The organism is Xanthomonas hortorum, from assembly GCF_040279205.1.
GTDB classification, from domain to species: domain Bacteria; phylum Pseudomonadota; class Gammaproteobacteria; order Xanthomonadales; family Xanthomonadaceae; genus Xanthomonas; species Xanthomonas hortorum_F.
This window is the reverse complement of the sequence record NZ_JBEOLS010000012.1, coordinates 39,470-55,532: the sequence shown is the minus strand read 5'-3', so window position 1 is coordinate 55,532 and position 16,063 is coordinate 39,470. Positions and strand designations below refer to the sequence as shown.

The following is a 16,063-nucleotide window of genomic DNA, read 5'->3' as shown; positions in this document are numbered from 1 at the left end:
CGGCGATCAAGACGGCGATCAACCCGTGGAGCGGCCAGTCGATGACACCGGACGATGACGAACGCAAGGCGCTGACCCGGTTGCTGCGTGAGATCGAGCGGCCTAACGCGAGTCTGCTGGCCAGCAACTGGCCGGTATTCGGCGTGTGGCTGCTGTTTTCCGGGGCCTTCATGTATCTGTTCCAGACCGGCAGCGGCTCGCCGTTGCATCCGTTGCTGCTGGCGCTGGGCTCGACCTGTCTGGGCGTGTTCGGTGCGTGGATCGTGTTCCGCTCGGTGTGGGCGCGGCAGTGGCCGCATGTGCGCGAGCACATCGATGTCGAGAGCGTGCGCGCGCGTTTGGCCGAGCTGGGCGACTAAAACCGCGTGTCGCAGGCCATTCCGGCCTGCGCGTATCGGTCACATCAGGCGATGACCTGCGGTTGGTTGCAGCTGCAGAGGTAACCGATCACCAACCCGCCGGCCGCGCGGTGATTTCCGGCACCGCCTGGCGCAGATCGGCCCCGAATTCGGGATTTGTCATGGTCTCCGGATCGACATAGCCGTAGAACACGCCCGGCCCACAAACACCGTACTCGCTTGCGCATTGGTGCCGATCGTCGCGCCCGGATGCCACACGGTCAGACCGCCAAGTACCGCATTGCCCTGCACGGCGCCGCCCATCACCGTGGTGTGGGCAGTCGCGTGGCAGCGCGCTCTGGTGCATGGCGCGCCTGCATAACCCAAAGCAGTCAGGTCATTGCCAACGGCCATTTCGTTGGCCGCATCCCACCGGACATTGTCGATTTCTGGCGCGATCTGCGCGGGTAGTGCCATCGCAGCGAACCACCCGTCGGAGGGCATGGCGGAGGTGCGTCGCTGACGCATCGTGACTTCAAGAGCAGGTCATTCGCTCGAATCCCCCGGAGAACGCAATGACTTCCTCACTTCGACGTGCGGGCACGTCAGCGGCCGCGCCCTAGATGCCGGCCATCGATTCCCAGCGCGCCGCCTGGCTGGCGACGCAGATCCTGCCGCATGAGCCGGCGCTGCGGCGCTGGCTGCGCAAGCACGCCCCTGGCACCGTCGATTGCGACGATGTGATCCAGGAGACCTACGCCATCCTGGCCGGGCTGGGCGAGGTCGGTCATATCGCCAACCCGCGCGCCTATCTGTTCACCGCCGCGCAGTCGGTGCTGTTGCAGCAGGTGCGGCGCGCCAGGATCGTTTCGATCGAAAGCGTGGCGGAAATCGAGCGCCTGGACATCACACAGGACGAGCGCTCACCCGAGCGCCACGCCATTGCCGGTCAGGAGCTGCGCCGCATCGGCGAAGCGCTGTCCGCACTGCCGGACAAATGCCGCCAGGTATTTCTGCTGCGCAAGGTCGATGGACTGTCGCAGCGCGAGATCGCCGCGCGGCTCGGAATCAGCGAGAACACCGTGGAAAAACACATCGTGAAGGGATTGCGTTTGCTGATGGCCCGCATGGGCCGCACCCGCGTCTCCGCACCGGCCGCCGTTCACGACGCGCAGGCCACTCGCCTGGCCGACCCGCAGCGTGGCACCTGAGCATGCGCACCATCGACGACATTGCCGCCGCCTGGGTGGGACGCGAGGACGGCGACCGGCTCACGCCGGCCGAGTGCGCGCAGCGCGACCGTTGGCTGGCCGCAGACGTGCGCCATCGCGGGGCGTATGCGCGTGCGCACGCGGTGCATCTGCATTTCGATCGCGCGCGTGCGTTGGGGCAGGGCTTCGCAGTACAGACCCAGGCCAGGCACGCGCGTGCGCGCCGACGCGGTGCCTGGTTGGCCGCGCTTGCGGCCAGCGTGGTCGCCGCAGCCAGCGGCATGCTGGCGCTGCAGCAACCCATGCGCATGAATCGCATGCCCAGTGAGGCCGTGGCGGGCAGCGGCACGCCCGGCAGCGGCCATCACCTCACCCGCATTGGCGAGGTGCTGCGCCTGCCACTGGCTGACGGCTCGGCGGTGACGCTCAACTCCGGCTCGGAAGTGGTGGTGGAATACCGCGCCGACCGGCGTCAGATCCAGCTGCTGCGTGGCGAGGCCTTGTTCGATGTGGCCAAGGATCGCCATCGCCCGTTCGTGGTGATGGCGGCCGGCTCGGAAGTGCGTGCGGTCGGCACCAGCTTCAGCGTGCGCCGCCGGCAGGACGATGCAGTCAAGGTCCTCGTGCGCGAAGGCACCGTCGAAGTGGATGCCGAGCAGCGCGCACCGCAACGGGTGGCAGCCAACATGTTGGCGATGGTCAGCCCGACGCGGGCAGTGCAGCTGCAGCCGCTGGACGCGCAACGCGTGCAGCAGCTGTTGGTCTGGCGCGACGGCATGATCGCCTTCGATGGCGACACGCTGGCGCAGGCCGCTGCCGAATTCGCCCGCTACAACGACATGCGCATCCTGATCGACGACCCCGCCGTGGCGCGACGCACCGTGGTCGGCCTGTACTCGGCCAACGATCCGGAAGGCTTCGCACGTTCTGTCGCACTGAGCATGGGCCTGCAGATCGAACACACCCGTGGCGGCATCCATCTGCGCGGGGCAATCGCGCAGTGATGTGCATGGCCGTGCGTCACCTCATGCGATGTCCATGGCGGAAAAGCGGCGGCGACGCATCGAACACACAGGGGAGCCAGACAGCAACGGTGACAGCGATCAAACAGCGGCGCCCGCGCGCCCGCGGAGAACAGTGATGCAGGCAGCAACCAGGCGTTTGAGCAAGGCAATCGCGGCGGCAACCGCAATGATGGCAGCGGGGCATGCGTTGGCAGCGTCACCGCAGGGGCGCACGTTCTCGCTACCGGAGAGCAACGCGGTGGTGGCATTGCCCGAATTCGCGCGGCAAGCGGGCGTGCAGATCGTGGCACCGGGCGAATACCTGCAGCAGGTGCGCACGCCGGCCGTGCAGGGCACGCTGGAATCGCGAGTGGCACTACGGCAATTACTGACCGGCACCGGATTGAGCGTGGTCGAAGACGACGGCGAACGCATCACGCTGGCCTCGGCGCAGCCGATGACCGCCGCCTTGCACGGCCATCCCGGCGTGGGCTATGCACAAGTGGACGCACCCGCCGCCGCGCCGCCCGCAGACGCCGCAGTCGGCAATCTGGACGCGGTGGTGGTCACCGGCGCGCGCGGCGTGCAGCGCACCGTCACCGAAAGTCCCACCCCGATCGATGTGATCGGCGCGGCGGAACTGGAAAAGACCGGCCGCCCGGGCTTGCTCTCGGCGCTCAACGATCTGGTGCCCTCGTTCAATGCGCCGGCCAAATCCGGCAACGGCACCTCGTATGTGATCGCCACCGGCGGGCTGCGCGGGCTCAACCCGGATCACACCCTGGTGCTGGTCAACGGCAAGCGCCGCCATCGCACCGCCAGCATCAACATCGCCGGCATCGTCGGCCGTGGTTCGGTGCCGGTGGACATGAGCCTGATCCCGGTCTCGGCGGTGGACCATATCGAAGTGCTGCGCGACGGCGCCGCCGCGCAATACGGCTCGGATGCGATCGCCGGCGTCATCAACATCCTTCTCAAATCCGATGCCGACGGCGGCAAGGCCGACATCCTGTGGGGCCAGAACATCGACCGCGCCGATGGCGACAGCAGCAGCGCCAGCATCGGCAAGGGCCTGGCGCTGGGCAGCGACGGCTTCGTCTATCTGGCCGCCGACGCCAGGTATCAGCAAACCTCCAATCGCGCGGTGCCGGTGGCCGACGATTACCGGCTGTACTACCCGGTCAACGGCCAGCCGGACCCGCGCGAGGCCAGCGCCGACCGGTTGATCACGCGCAACTTCGGCCAGCCCTGGCAGAAGGGCGCCAACCTGTCCTACAACGCCGAACTCGGCCTGGGCGGCGACCTGCGCGGTTATTCCTATGCCACCTATAGCCGCCGCCTGAGCGACCTGGAATGGTCGTTCCGCAATCCCAATGCCAACAACACGCTGCAAGAGATCTACCCGGACGGGTACAGCCCGCGCCTGCGCATCGACGAGACCGATTACGAGTTCACCGCCGGCATCAAGGGCCTGTGGGGCGAGTGGGATTGGGACCTGGCCACCAGCTACGGCAGCAACGCCTCCGAACGCGACGGGCTGCACACGCTCAATGCCAGCCTGGGGCCAACCAGCCCCACCGAGTTCTATCTAGGCCAGCTGACCTCCACCGACTGGACCACCAGCCTGGACATCACCCGCGGCCTGCAGCTGGCCGAGCGTCCGTTGCAGGTGTCGCTGGGCGTGCAGCACCGCTACGAAAAATACGAGATCCAGGCCGGCGAGCAGGCGGCGTATGCGGCCGGCAGCTACGTGTTTCCGGCCGGCCATCCGCGTGCCGGGCAGGCGCCGCCCCCTGGCGCGCAGGGCGCGATCACCTTCCAGCCCGACGAAGCCGGCAGCCTGCATCGCAACAGCGGCGCGGCCTATGTCGACCTGACCTGGGACGTGGCCGACAGCGTGTCGCTGGGTCTGGCCGGGCGTTACGAGCGCTTCGACGATTCGGCCGGCGATACCGCGGTGGGCAAGTTAACCGCGCGCTGGGCCATCACCCCCACCTTCGCGCTGCGTGGCGCGGCCAGCACCGGCTTCCGCGCGCCGGCATTGGCGCAGGCCTTGTACGCGGCCACCAACAGCAGCTGGCGCACGCTGGACAATGGCGATCGCGAGCTGTTCCTGGCCAAGACGCTGCCGGTGGATTCCCCCGCCGCGCTCGCACTCGGCGCCGAACCGCTGAAGCCGGAAGAATCCACCAACGCCAGTATCGGCTTCACCTACAACCCCTCGCGCGCGCTCAGCCTCACCGTGGATGCCTACCGCATCGATCTGGACGACCGCATCGGCATGACCGGCTACATCACCGGTGCGGCGATCACCGACCTGCTCACCCGCGCCGGTGTGTCCGGGGTCGACAGCGCGCAGTACTTCACCAACGCCATCGACACCCGCACCGAAGGCGTGGACGTGGTGGCCACCTGGCGCATGGAGGCCGGCGACTGGGGCCGGGTCAACTGGAACCTGGGCTACAACTACAACAAAACCGAGATCACCCGCATCGCCGACAACCCGGCCGCACTGGACTCGCTGGGCGCCGGCTACGAATTGTTCGACCGCGCCTCGCGCGGCTATCTGTCGCGTACCCCGCGCAGCAAGCTGCTGCTGGGCGGCAACTGGGTGATCGGCGACTTCGCGCTCAACGTGCGCGTCAACCGCTTCGGCAGCTTCGATGTGCTGGAAAACAACCCGGCCAACGACGAGCACGTGCCGGCCAAATGGATCACCGATCTGGAGGCGTCCTACGCACTTTCCGATCGCATCACCTGGACGCTCGGCGCCAACAACCTGTTCAACCAATACCCCAAAAACATCGGCGTAGTCGCCAGTACCGGCAGCGGTTTCTACGTCACCAGCGTGCCGTATGGCTTCACCGGCGGGTCCTACTACACCAAGTTGACGTACACCTTTTGAGGAGTGATCCAGTGCCGCAATTGTCTTTGATGCGGGCGCGTTCGCGCAGCGCTTTCACCTACGCAGGGTTGCTGTTGATCGCGCTGGCATGCGCCCCGATGGCGGTACTCGCCAGCAGTGGTAAACACACAGGCGAGATCCTGTGGGACCGCTACGGCGTGCCGCATGTCTACGCCAGGACCGAGGCCGGCACCTTCTACGGCTTCGGCTGGGCACAAACGCACAGCCACGGCAATCTGCTGCTGCATCTCTACGGCGAAGCGCGCGGCCGCGCCGCCGAATACTGGGGCGACACCTACATCGAACAGGATCGCTGGCTGGCCACCAACGATGTCTACGCGCGCGCGCAGCAGTGGTATCGGCAGCAGGATCCGGGCTTTCGCGCCGATCTGGATGCATTCGCGCAAGGCATCAACGACTACGCCGCCGCACACCCGGAAGCGCTGGATGCCGAGGTCAAAGTGGTGCTGCCGATCACCGGCGTGGACGTGGTGGCGCACGCGCACCGGCTGATGAATTACGTCTACATCGCCTCGCCTGCGAAAGTGCTGGGCGAGCCGCCCAAGGACGGCCAGGCCCGCGATGGTTCCAATGCCTGGGCGCTGATGCCCAAGAAGACCCGCGACGGCCACGCCATGCTGCTGGCCAATCCGCATCTGCCGTGGGGCAGCGGCTTTTTCACCTATTACGAAGCGCATCTCAACGGGCCCGGCGTGGATCTGTACGGCGCCACCCAGGTGGGCCTACCGATCCTGCGTTTCGGTTTCAACAAGCAACTGGGTTTCACCAATACGGTGAACACGCTGCTGGGCCAGACCACCTACAAACTCAGCTTGTCGGGCGAGGGCTATCTGCTGGACGGCAAGGTGCTGCCGTTCAAGCGTGAGACCAGGACCTTGAAGATCCGTCAGGCCGATGGCGCGCTGAAGGAAGAGGTGCTGCAAGTTCGCCAAAGCGTGCACGGCCCGGTGTTCGAGCGTTACGACGGCAGCACCGTGGCGCTGCGCGTGGCAGGGCTGGATCGCCCCGATATGCTCAAGCAGTACTGGGACATGGGCAAGGCGCAGGACTTTGCGCAGTTCCAGCGCGCGCTGAAACAGCTGCAGGTGCCGATGTTCAACATCGTCTACGCGGACAAAGCCGGCAACGTGCTGTTTCTGGACAACGGCATCCTGCCCAAACACGCGCAAGGCGATCTGAAGTACTGGAGCGGGCTGGTGCCGGGCGATACCGCAGCCACGTTGTGGCGCGAGGTGCACGGCTACGACGAGTTGCCCAAGGTGATCAATCCGGCCGGCGGTTTCGTGCAGAACACCAACGACCCGCCGTGGCTGTCGAGCTGGCCGCGCGTGCTGGAACCGAGCGCATTTCCCGCGTATGTCGCACCGGTCGGGCCGATGTCGTTGCGTGCGCAGAACTCGGTAAAGATGCTGGCCGAGCACGACAACATCGACTTCGACCAGTTCGTCGCGCTCAAGCGCACCGCGCAGGCGTTGGCGGCCGATCGCACATTGCCGCAGCTGTATGCCGCGGCCGCAGACAGCACCGATCCGGACATCGCCGCTGCGATCGCCGTGCTCAAGGCCTGGGACCGCCACTTCGAAACCGATAGCCGTGGCGCGTTGTTGTTCGAGGAATGGGCGCGCTTGTTCACTGGCGATGCGCGTTACCTTTCGCAAGCCGGCTACGCCACGCCGTGGTCGTTGGCCGCGCCATTGACCACACCCAGCGGCTTGAAGGACCCGGCGCTGGCGCTGCGTCAACTCAAGCAGGCCGTCGCCAGCACCAAACAAACCTATGGCGCCATCGACCGGCCGTACGGCGAGGTCTCGCGCTTCCATCTGGGCGAGGTGGATGTGCCTGGCCGCGGCGGTTTCGGCAATCTCGGCGCGTTCGATGTGATCACCTGGAACCCGCCCAACGCCGCCGGCCAACGCCTGCCGCAGCACGGCGAAACCTGGGTGTCGCTGGTGGAGTTTTCCACGCCCATCAAGGCCAAAGGCTTGATGAGTTACGGCAATGCCAGCCAGCCCGGCTCTGCGCACATCAGCGACCAGCTGCAGCTGCTGTCCAGGGGGGAGTTCCGCACCTTGTGGACCACCCGCGAACAGGTCGAACAACACCTGGAATCGCGTACCGACTTCTGACCATCACCTTCCGACGATGGCCCCACCTGAAGCCGCCACCCGGCATCACCGCCTGACATCCCAGCATCCAAGGACACTGCCCATGCGCACCTTTCTGACCACCGCCTTGTTCGCCATCGCAACGCTGACCGCCACCTCCACCGCATTCGCGGCCGATCCGCACGATGGCGCCTGGACGTTGGTGGAATCCAAATCCAATTGGAGCGACGGCAAGTTCCCCAAGGGCATGCGCCTGACCATCAACGTGCAGTTCTCCGACAACCGCATCGAATACCACTCCATCAACACCACCCGCCCGGCCACACCGTACAAGGTCGATTACGTCACCACGCTCGATGGCAAACCCAGCCCGCTCAACGAGCAGGCGCGCTTCAACCAGATCGCGGTGAGCAAGACCGGCGCCGATACCTACCAGATCCTCAAGATGAAGGACGACGACGTGATCGTCGGCGAGTTCTGGACGTTTTCTGCCGACGGCAAGACGCTGATCCGCAATGGCGTGGGCAAGTCGCCGGAAGGCAAATCCAAGGCTTATCACGAGTTCTTCGAGCGCAAGTGACGCGTTGGTGCGTGGTTGCAGGCGGTGATGTCTGCGACTGCGCATCGCAGCGGCCCGCGCCCCGCGTTCTGCGCAGAGATCGGCCGATCCCTGCGCGGCTATGATCGATCCACCCCCACCTTCTGCGAGCTGCCATGACCCTGCACCGCCTGTGCACCGCCATCTTCCTGAGTCTGGCCGTGGCCGCACCCAGCTACGCGCTGGAGTTTTCCAAGGCCGAGCTGGCGCGCGCCACCGCCTTGCAACAGCGTCTGGTCACGCTGGATTCGCATCTGGATACCCCGGCCAATCTGGAGCGCCCCGACTTCGACGTGTTGCAGGCGCATGCCGGCAACCGGCTGTCGCAGGTGGATTACCCGCGCATGGTCGAAGGCGCGCTGGATGGCGGCTTCTGGGCGGTCTATACCGCGCAGGGCAATCGCAGTGCGGCCGCGCATCTGGACGATCGCGATGCCGGTCTGCAGCGGCTGTTGAAGATCCACACGCTGCTGGCCGCGCAACCACAGCGCTTCGCCTTCGCCACCACGCCCGCCGATGCCGCGCGCATCAAGGCCGATGGCAAGCGCGTGGTGTACATCAGCATGGAAAACGCCAGCCCGCTGGTGGCCGCCCCCACGCTGCTGAGCTTCTATTACGCGCAAGGCCTGCGCCTGATGAGCACCGTGCATTTTCTCAACAACGAGTTCGCCGACTCGGCCACCGATCCCAAGGGGCCGGAGTGGAAGGGCTTGAGCCCGGCCGGCAAGCAACTGGTGCAGCAGGCGCAGGCGCTGGGCATCGTGATCGATCAATCGCACGCCTCCGATGCGGTGTTCGACCAGTTGATTGCGCTATCGCCGGTGCCGATCGTGCTCTCGCACAGCGGTGCGCGTGCGGTCTTCAACCACCCGCGCAATATCGACGACGCACGCTTGAAGGTGCTGGCCGCGCATGGCGGCGTGATCCAGGTGAATTCCTATGGCGGTTATCTGGTCGACAGCGGCGCCAGCCCCGAGCGCAAGGCCGCCGAAAAGGCGTTGACCGGCCAGTACGGCGGTTGGGAACACGTCAAGATCGCCGACGGCACCGCTCTGAGCGCCGCACTCAAGGAACTGGATGCGCGCTACCCGATCAAGCGGGCGACCGAAGAGGATTTTTTCGCCCATCTGGAGCATGTGCTCAAGCTGGTCGGGCCGGAGCACGTCGGCATCGGCATGGATTGGGACGGCGGCGGTGGGGTGGTCGGGCTGGAAGACGTCTCCAAGCTCCCGCGCATCACCGCCTGGCTGCTGCGCAAGGGCTACACCGAACAGCAGATCGCCGGCATCTGGGGCGGCAACCTGTTGCGGGTGATGGGCCAGGCGCAGGCGTATGCGGCGGGGAATCGGGAGTCGGGAATCGGTAGGGCACCTGGTGCCGGGATTCGGCAGGCGGGATTCGGGATTCGCAGAGCCAAGGCGGTCCATCGTGCGGAGGGCTGGGTGCTGCGTCGGGCCTGGCGATGGGGCGCCGGCTTGGCCGTGGTGCAGCGCTGGGGTAAAGACGCGTTGCTGCTGCGGCTTTCCCGCCGGATTGGCTGATCGGGGCGCGCGAAGTCCGTCAGCGCTAGCTGTCAGGCAGGTACTCGCATAAGCGGCTGGCCGCGCCCGTATCGGGACGGCCAGCCCTGCACCAGCAGCATGGTCGGCGTGGCGCTGCGAGCCCGGCACGAGATGCTTGATGCGGATTTGGGCATTTGCACAAAAATCAGCGCCCAGCTGCCCATAAACAGGCAGCATCCTGACGATGCTTCCGGGAAAAAGCTCCAACTAGAATGCGCCGACCCCCTGTGTGGTGCCGGCACCGCTGCGCCGCGCACTGGTTGGCCCACCGACTGCTGGAGCGTGCGATGACCCAAGCCACCCGGCCCCTGCCGCCCCCCGACGGTATGGGCCCGACCTACCGCAAGATCCTGTGGCGGCTGATCCCGTTCCTGTTCGTCTGCTACCTGTTCAATTACCTGGACCGGGTCAACGTGGGCTTCGCCAAATTGCAGATGCTGGGCGATCTGGGCATGAGCGAAACGGTCTACGGGCTGGGCGCAGGCATCTTCTTCATCGGCTATCTGGCCTGCGGGGTGCCGAGCAATCTGATCCTGCAGCGCATCGGCGCGCGCCGCTGGGTGGCGATCATGATGGTCAGCTGGGGCCTGCTCTCCACCTGCCTGATGTTCGTGCGCACCCCGGCCGGTTTTTACACGCTGCGCCTGCTGACCGGCGCTGCCGAGGCCGGTTTCTTCCCGGGCATCGTGCTGTATCTGACGCGCTGGTTTCCGCGCGCCCAGCATGGCCGGGTCATGACCGTCTTCATGTCGGCCATCCCCATCTCCGGCGTGCTGGGCGGGCCGTTGTCGGGCTGGATCCTCAGCCACTTTTCGGCCGGGCAGGGCGGTTTGGCTGGCTGGCAATGGATGTTCCTGCTGCAAGGCCTGCCCACGGTGCTGCTGGGCATCGGGGTGTGGTTCCTGCTCAGCGACGGCGTGCAGCAGGCGACCTGGCTGGATGCGCAGGAGAAACAGGCACTGACCCGCGCGCTGGCAGACGACGAAGCACGCAAGCCTGCCGGTGCCTCCACCTCGCTGGGCGCGGTGCTGCGCAACCCGGCGGTGTGGATGCTGGGCACGGTGTACTTCTGCATCCAGAGCGGGGTGTATGCGATCAACTTCTGGCTGCCCTCGATCATCCAGGGCAGCGGCGTCACCGACCCGACCCGGATCGGCCTGATGAGCGCCATCCCGTATCTGGCCGCAGCGGTGTTCATGGTGCTGATGGGCCGCTCGGCCGACCGCCGCGGCGAGCGCCGTTGGCATCTGGTGATCCCGTTGCTGATGGGCGCAGCCGGGCTGTGCATCGCCGCCAGCGTCACCGACAACCTGGCGCTGGCCTTGTTCGGCATGACGCTGGCCACGATGGGCGCGGTCAGCGGGCTGCCGCTGTTCTGGCCGCTGACCAATGGCTTTCTCACTGCCGCCGCTGCGGCCGGCGGGCTGGCGCTGATCAATTCCACCGGCCAGGTCGCCGGCTTCGTCAGCCCCTATCTGGTGGGCTGGATCAAGGACACCACCCACAGCACCGAGCTGGCGCTGTACGTGCTGGCCGGCGCCATGCTGCTGGGCGCCGCGCTGGTGCTGCGGGTGCCGGCGCGCGCGGTGAACCAGTGATGCGTCCATTCAAGCGAGTGTCCCCATGAAGATCGTCATCGCCCCGGATTCGTACAAGGAAAGCCTGTCCGCGCTGGAGGTGGCCACCCAGATCGAGGCCGGCTTCCGCGAGGTGTTCCCTAACTGGCACTACACCAAGGTGCCGGTGGCCGATGGCGGCGAAGGCACGGTCGACGCCCTGGTGGCCGCCACCGGCGGGCGGGTGATCGCCTGCACCGTCAGCGGCCCGCTCGGCACCCCGGTGCCGGCGTTCTTCGGCCTGACCGGCGACGGCCGCACCGCCGTGATCGAAATGGCTGCCGCCAGTGGCCTGGCGCTGCTGCCGCCAGCCGAGCGCGCGCCGCTGCGCACCAGCACCGCAGGCGTGGGCGAGTTGATCCTGGCTGCGCTGGATGCCGGCGCGCGGCGCTTCATCATCGGCATCGGCGGCAGTGCCACCAACGACGGCGGCGCCGGCCTGGCGCAGGCCTTGGGCGTGCGGCTGCTGGATGCGCAAGGCGCGCCGATCGGCCCGGGTGGCGGCGCGCTGGCCGCCTTGGCGCGCATCGACACCGAAGGTCTGGACGTGCGCCTGCGGGACTGCCGGTTCGAAGTGGCCTGCGATGTCGACAACCCGCTGATCGGCCCCACCGGCGCCTCGGCGGTGTTCGGCCCGCAGAAGGGCGCCACCCCCGGCATGGTGCGTCAGCTCGATAGCAACCTGCAGCACTACGCCAACCTGTTGCAGCGCGACCTTGGCGTGCAGCTGCACGACCTGCCCGGCGGCGGCGCGGCAGGCGGTCTGGGCGCGGCGCTGGTGGCGTATCTGGGCGCGCAGTTGCGGCCCGGCGTGGAGATCGTGGCGCAGGCGCTCGGGCTGGATGCGCTGGTCGCCCAGGCCGATCTGGTCATCACCGGCGAGGGCCGTCTGGACAGCCAGAGCCTGCACGGCAAGACCCCGGTGGGCGTGGCGCGGGTGGCGAAGCGGCACGGCAAACCGGTGATCGCCATTGCCGGCTGCCTGGGCAATGGCGCCGCGCTGCTGCATGGCCACGGCATCGATGCGATGTTCGCAGTGGTGCATCGCGCCTGCACGGTGGAACAGGCGCTGGCCGAAGCCGCCAGCAACGTGCGTATCGCCGCGCGCAATGTGGCGGCGGCGTTGCAGGTGGGCAGGGCGTTGGCGCAGGTGCCTGCAGTCGGAGAAGGCCGCTGACGGCAGCGCACGGATGCCTCACCCCGGCCCTCCTCGTGCCTGCCCCACTGCAGCCCATCGGCGCGCAGGACATGCCTGGCGCCTGCAGGGTGACGCCGCGATGCGGCGCATTGCCGGCGTGACTGCCACCGATTCCGGGAAGTCGGCTGCTCACTCACGACGGGTGCGCAGCGCGCCGCATCTTCGCCTGACGCATCCGAATCGAACCCCGTGCGGCAGGCTGTCAGCAACCGCGGTAGAAGCACCCGTCGTTGCTGCCGCCCACCCTGCACAGTCACACCCGTGTCGAACATGCACGCGCCGACCATGGCACCGTGACCTCCCTCGACCGCGTCAACAGACCCCAGCCCATGCTTACGCTCGACCGCACCCTGGCGCAGTCCATCGTCGACCGCGCGATGACCATCATCGACGGCAACGTCAATGTGATGGACCACACCGGCGTCATCATCGCCAGCGGCGAGCCGGCGCGCATCGGCCAGCTGCACGAAGGCGCGCTGCTGGTGCTGTCCCGACAGGGCCGGGTGGAGATCGATGCGGCGCTGGCGCAGCAACTGGATGCAGTGCGGCCGGGCGTGAATCTGCCGCTGATCGTGGATGGCCGCATCGTCGGCTGCGTCGGGCTCACCGGCGACCCGCAGCGGATCGGGCAACAGGCCGAACTGGTGCGCATGGCTGCCGAGGCCATGCTGGAACAGGCCGGCCTGCTGCGCCTGCTGGCCCGCGATGCGCGCCTGCGCGAAGAAGTCACGCTTGGCCTGATCCGCGCCGACGGCCCGACCCCGGCATTGGCCGGCTGGGCCGAGCGGCTCGGCATCGCGCTCGACCTGCCGCGCGTGGCCGCCGTGATCGAAGTGGAAAGCGACACCCTGGATCTGGACGCCATGCTGGTGGAGCTGCAGCGCCTGCACACGCTGCTGTCCACGCCCGAACGCGGCAACCTGATCGCCGCCACCGCGCTCAACGAACTGGTGGTGCTCAAGCCCGCACTGGACCGCCGCGGGCACTGGGACGTGGGCGAACAACGCCGTCGCGCGCACACCTTGCTCGAGCGCATGCGCGCCAGCAGCCCGCTGCGGATCCGTCTTGCACTGGGCCAGTATTTTGCGCAGCCCAACGGGTTGGCGTTGTCGCACCAGGTCGCGCGCACCACCATGCGCATCGGCAAGGCGCGTGCGCCGCAGGCCGATGCGTTTTTCTACGACGACTATCGCCTGCCGGTGCTGGTGGACGACCTGCGCCAGGCCTGGCAGGCCGATGAATTGCGCAAGCCGCTGCAAGCCCTGCTGGCACAGGAACGTCGCAGCCAGTTGTTGAAGACCTTGTCGGCCTGGTTCGGCGCCGGCATGCGCATGGCGCCCACCGCCAAGGTGCTGGGCATCCATCGCAACACGCTGGATTACCGCATGCAGCGCATCCAGCAACTGTGCGCAGTGGACCTGAGCAATACCGATGATTGCATGCGCCTGTATCTGGCCTTGCAGATGCGCGACGACCGCGCCGCCACCGAGGCGAAGACGGACGCCAGCGCCACCGACTGAGGTGGCGCAACGGCCGCAGCGTCGGCGCGCACGCGCGTCTGTGTGCGATAGCGCACGGAACCTCGCATCGCCAGTCCCTGCCAGGTATGCCCACTCCGCTAGACTCAACACATTGCCCGGGGCACGAGCGAGCTTTCCGTTGAATCAGTGCGACACCGCCGTGTCATCTACCGCCAGCGAGGCCGAGCGCCTTGCGCGTCTGGCGTTGTTGCAGGTGGTCGACACCGACGCCGAACCGTTCTTCGATGCGCTGGCCGCCGCCGCGCAGGCGATCGCCGGCACCCCGATCGCGCTGGTGTCGCTGGTGGACGAGCGCCGGCAATGGTGGAAGGCCAACATCGGTCTGCCCGGCGTCTCCGAAACCCCACGCGAACTGGCGTTTTGCGCCTACACCATCCAGGGCGATGCGGTGATGGAAGTGCGCGATGCGCCGGCCGACCCGCGCTTCTGCGACAACGCTCTGGTCACCGAATCGCCCGCCATCCGCTACTACGCCGGCGCACCGATCGTGCTGCCCGACGGCTTGCGCATGGGCACCGTGTGCGTGATCGACCAGCGCCCGCGCGCGCTGGAGCCGGCGCAGCTGCAGGCCTTGCAGCAGTTGGCCAGAGTCGCCGCCGAAGGCCTGGAGCAGCGCCGCGTGATGCTGGAACGCCAGGCCGCCAACGAACAACTGCAACAGCGTGTGCGCGAGAGCGAGGCGTTTCTGGAACGTACCGGCCGGGTCGCCGGGGTGGGTGGCTGGGAAGTGGATGTGGCCAGCGGCACCCTGACCTGGTCGGATCAGACCTGCCGCCTGCACGATCTGCCTCCGGGCTACAAACCGACCTTGAACGAGGGGATCGGCTTCTACCCGCTGGAGGCACGCGCGGTGATCACCGAGGCGGTCGAGGCCTGCGTGCGCGACGGCACGCCCTGGGATCTGGAGCTGCCGCTGATCAGCGCCACCGGCCGGCGCCTGTGGGTGCACAGCACCGGCTCGGTGGAGCATGTGGACGGACGCACCCGCCTGATCGGCGCAGTGCAGGACGTGACCGACCGCCATCGCGCAGTGGATGCGCTGGCCGCCAGCGAGCGCAAGTTCCGCAACATGTTCCAGTACAGCCTGGGCCTGATCTGCACCCACGACATGGACGGCCGCCTGATCAGCATCAACCCGGCTGCGGCGCGCTCGCTCGGTCGCCAGGTGGAGGGCATGGAAGGCCGCGTGCTGCAGGAGTTCGTGCGCCCCGAGCAGCATGCCGCCCTGCAGGGCTATCTGTCGCGCATGGTGCTCGACGGCCAGGATGCCGGGGTGATCGAGCTGGTCGCCAGCGACGGCAGCCTGCGCCACTGGCAGTACCGCAACGTGCTGGATATCGACTCCGAGGCCACCATCGTGCTGGCGCATGCCCAGGACATCACCAACCAGTACCAGCAGGAAAAACAGCTGCTGGAATGGTCGTTCACCGACCCGCTCACCAACTGCTACAACCGGCGCTTCCTGGACGAACTGGACAAGCGCGACCCCAGCGTGCGCTGGGGCTGCATCGTGGTGGATCTGGACAAGTTCAAACTGGTCAACGACACCCATGGCCACCAGCGCGGCGACGAGGTGCTGGTGCAGATGGCGTGGTTCCTCAACCAGCCGTTACGCACCCAGGACCGTCTGGTCCGGCTGGGCGGCGATGAATTTCTGGTGCTGCTGCACCAGCCCACCCAGCCGCAACTGGACGCCCTGGCGCGCGACTACGTTGGGGCCAGCGCCGACGCACCGATCCAGTTCACCCTGGGCACCGCCTTGCGGCATGACGGCGAGGCGCTGGCGGCGGTGGTCGATCGCGCCGACCGCTCGCTGTATGCGCTGCGCCGGTCACGCCGTGGCAGCGGCCTGAGCGACCAGCGCTAGCGTCGATCACCGGCAGCACTGGCCCGCGCTGCCAAGCTGACTGATCCGCCACCAGATCAAGGCCTGGAGGGCTGAAACGCGTGCCGATGAATACGCG

General features: G+C 67.2%; 11 protein-coding genes and 1 pseudogene. 11 read left to right on the top strand and 1 reads right to left on the bottom strand.

The annotated features are described in order from the left end of the window. Nucleotides 1-41 precede the first annotated feature (41 nt). Nucleotides 42-359 (top strand): hypothetical protein, encoded by a 318-nt coding sequence (locus ABS769_RS07450; RefSeq protein WP_115041082.1) that lies wholly within the window; start codon nucleotides 42-44, stop codon nucleotides 357-359. Between the two features lie 159 nt (nucleotides 360-518). On the opposite strand, the gene ABS769_RS07445 is transcribed toward ABS769_RS07450, so the two are convergent. Further along, the gene (locus ABS769_RS07445; RefSeq protein WP_350498128.1) at nucleotides 519-866 is read right to left on the bottom strand and encodes a hypothetical protein; all 348 of its coding nucleotides are present in this window, start codon (nucleotides 864-866) and stop codon (nucleotides 519-521) included. A 95-nt stretch (nucleotides 867-961) separates the two neighbouring features. On the opposite strand from ABS769_RS07445, the gene ABS769_RS07440 reads away from it, so the two are divergent. From ABS769_RS07440 to ABS769_RS07395, 10 genes and pseudogenes are all read left to right on the top strand, one after another. Next, the gene (locus tag ABS769_RS07440) at nucleotides 962-1,549 is read left to right on the top strand and encodes an RNA polymerase sigma factor (RefSeq protein WP_104551247.1); all 588 of its coding nucleotides are present in this window, start codon (nucleotides 962-964) and stop codon (nucleotides 1,547-1,549) included. A gap of 2 nt (nucleotides 1,550-1,551) precedes the next feature. Then, on the top strand, nucleotides 1,552-2,553 hold the full coding sequence (locus ABS769_RS07435) for a FecR family protein (RefSeq protein WP_317060461.1): 1,002 nt from the start codon (nucleotides 1,552-1,554) through the stop codon (nucleotides 2,551-2,553). 157 nt (nucleotides 2,554-2,710) lie between these two features. Continuing rightward, nucleotides 2,711-5,458 carry a TonB-dependent receptor gene (locus ABS769_RS07430; RefSeq protein ID WP_317060460.1) on the top strand — a complete coding sequence of 916 codons (2,748 nt, stop codon included), beginning with the start codon at nucleotides 2,711-2,713 and terminating at the stop codon, nucleotides 5,456-5,458. Between the two features lie 11 nt (nucleotides 5,459-5,469). Next, complete coding sequence (locus ABS769_RS07425) at nucleotides 5,470-7,605, top strand: acylase (RefSeq protein WP_317060459.1); 2,136 nt, start codon at nucleotides 5,470-5,472, stop codon at nucleotides 7,603-7,605. A gap of 82 nt (nucleotides 7,606-7,687) precedes the next feature. Further along, a complete protein-coding gene (locus ABS769_RS07420; RefSeq protein ID WP_023905845.1) occupies nucleotides 7,688-8,164 on the top strand; it encodes a hypothetical protein in 477 nt (158 codons plus the stop codon). A gap of 134 nt (nucleotides 8,165-8,298) precedes the next feature. Continuing rightward, nucleotides 8,299-9,546, top strand: a pseudogene (locus ABS769_RS07415) (dipeptidase); the annotation flags it as partial. Between the two features lie 485 nt (nucleotides 9,547-10,031). Continuing rightward, entirely contained in the window at nucleotides 10,032-11,342 is a 1,311-nt protein-coding gene (locus ABS769_RS07410) for an MFS transporter (protein WP_317060456.1), read from the top strand. Nucleotides 11,343-11,367: 25 nt separating this feature from the next. Beyond that, a complete protein-coding gene (locus ABS769_RS07405) occupies nucleotides 11,368-12,537 on the top strand; it encodes a glycerate kinase (RefSeq protein ID WP_317060455.1) in 1,170 nt (389 codons plus the stop codon). 350 nt (nucleotides 12,538-12,887) lie between these two features. After that, nucleotides 12,888-14,078 carry a sugar diacid recognition domain-containing protein gene (locus tag ABS769_RS07400; protein WP_317060454.1) on the top strand — a complete coding sequence of 397 codons (1,191 nt, stop codon included), beginning with the start codon at nucleotides 12,888-12,890 and terminating at the stop codon, nucleotides 14,076-14,078. A gap of 139 nt (nucleotides 14,079-14,217) precedes the next feature. After that, complete coding sequence (locus ABS769_RS07395) at nucleotides 14,218-15,966, top strand: sensor domain-containing diguanylate cyclase (protein WP_317060452.1); 1,749 nt, start codon at nucleotides 14,218-14,220, stop codon at nucleotides 15,964-15,966. The last annotated feature ends 97 nt before the right edge of the window (nucleotides 15,967-16,063 follow it).

What these genes read in the sequence shown, in the direction of transcription:
- ABS769_RS07450 (WP_115041082.1), top strand. Translation starts at nt 42, where the DNA reads ATGACACCGGACGATGACGAACGCAAGGCGCTGACCCGGTTGCTGCGT.
- ABS769_RS07445 (WP_350498128.1), bottom strand. Translation starts at nt 866, where the DNA reads ATGCGTCAGCGACGCACCTCCGCCATGCCCTCCGACGGGTGGTTCGCT.
- ABS769_RS07440 (WP_104551247.1), top strand. Translation starts at nt 962, where the DNA reads ATGCCGGCCATCGATTCCCAGCGCGCCGCCTGGCTGGCGACGCAGATC.
- ABS769_RS07435 (WP_317060461.1), top strand. Translation starts at nt 1,552, where the DNA reads ATGCGCACCATCGACGACATTGCCGCCGCCTGGGTGGGACGCGAGGAC.
- ABS769_RS07420 (WP_023905845.1), top strand. Translation starts at nt 7,688, where the DNA reads ATGCGCACCTTTCTGACCACCGCCTTGTTCGCCATCGCAACGCTGACC.
- ABS769_RS07410 (WP_317060456.1), top strand. Translation starts at nt 10,032, where the DNA reads ATGACCCAAGCCACCCGGCCCCTGCCGCCCCCCGACGGTATGGGCCCG.
- ABS769_RS07405 (WP_317060455.1), top strand. Translation starts at nt 11,368, where the DNA reads ATGAAGATCGTCATCGCCCCGGATTCGTACAAGGAAAGCCTGTCCGCG.
- ABS769_RS07400 (WP_317060454.1), top strand. Translation starts at nt 12,888, where the DNA reads ATGCTTACGCTCGACCGCACCCTGGCGCAGTCCATCGTCGACCGCGCG.